The organism is Xenophilus azovorans DSM 13620, assembly GCF_000745855.1.
GTDB lineage: Bacteria > Pseudomonadota > Gammaproteobacteria > Burkholderiales > Burkholderiaceae_C > Xenophilus > Xenophilus azovorans.
In genome coordinates, this window is record NZ_JQKD01000135.1 from 1 (window position 1) to 1,117 (window position 1,117).

Genomic DNA, 1,117 nt, shown 5'->3' on the forward strand with positions numbered 1-1,117 from the left:
CCTGTTGAATATCGCAAGAGCCTGGGGCTCATGGCATAACCAGTCCAAGAAATCCGCCGCACCCCCGGTGGGTCAAAGTTCAACCGGCGCCGACACTTCCGGGGTGATCTGGATGGCATGGGCGGCGATCATTGCGCCAATACTACATCCAATTACACCCAATTATCCCCTTGGCGGCAGCTTCAGGGGCTCGTGGTATCCGTTCGCCATTTCGGCTACTTGACGCGCCACAGGCGTGGCGGTTCGTCAGATGCTGCAGTCAGCGCCATGTCCAAACCGCGGCCCACCTGCCCGCGCAGCCGGGTTCGCCACAGCAACCGGCCAAGCGCCCTACAGGGCACATACAGCAGGCTGAGCGGAACAGTCAGCAGCAGGCTCCGCACATCCCAGCTTGCAGCCACGATGGCTCCTGAGACGAAGATGCCGACCGCTGCCAGCACATCGCAGCGGCGCAGCAGCAGGGGCGGGTCGGCGGTGATGAAGTTGACCCGCCGGCCGGTGCTGAGGTTCACCAGACCGACGACCAACTCGCCGAGCAGCAGCACGCAGACCTCGTGACCGCGCCGCGCGGGCATTGAGCGACTGTGGACCACGAGCTTCACCTCCTGGTCGATGCCATCCGTCCGGGCCAGCCAGAACTCTCGCCGTTCGCGGGCAGGGTACTGCTCGCACCAGCGCATGGGGACATTGATGTAGCGCTGCACCTCGGTCAGTTCGCCGGTGACATACCAGAACTTGCTCATCTCGAACTCCTTTCGTCGTGATGAAGGGCAAGTTCGCATGGGCGAGCGCGTGATCAACCATCACGATGGCTGACCTGTGCTGGCACTCCAGTGTCACTACGATGTGAATGCAGTGACACTGGAGTGACAGGGTCGCCTCCTTCGGGGAGCGCGAACGTATCTGCAGTGACACTGCCGAGGCGTCTGCGGGTGCTTTCTGGAGCAAGCGGGGGAGTGCTCGGAACGACGTGTTTCTGGTGGCTCGGAACCAGAGGTAGGAAGACGCCATGTCAACGCCCCGTGTCAGGCGCCATGAAAAACTGCCCCCCTGGCGCCATTGAGAACTGACCCCCTTTCACAGCGAAGGAGGTCATGGATGGAAGAGGAGATCGAGC

General features: G+C 62.2%; 2 protein-coding genes. One reads left to right on the plus strand and one right to left on the minus strand.

Annotated elements, in window-relative coordinates; all coding sequences use genetic code 11:
• A partial coding sequence (locus Q392_RS33705; RefSeq protein WP_211260319.1) for a hypothetical protein occupies positions 1-223 on the plus strand: 223 nt, incomplete at its 5' end.
• Here the strand turns inward: Q392_RS33705 and Q392_RS26410 are convergent.
• The gene (locus Q392_RS26410; protein WP_038215726.1) at positions 216-743 is read right to left on the minus strand and encodes a hypothetical protein; all 528 of its coding nucleotides are present in this window, start codon (positions 741-743) and stop codon (positions 216-218) included. The two genes, Q392_RS33705 and Q392_RS26410, sit on opposite strands and share 8 nt — an antisense overlap.
• Between the last annotated feature and the right edge of the window lie 374 nt (positions 744-1,117).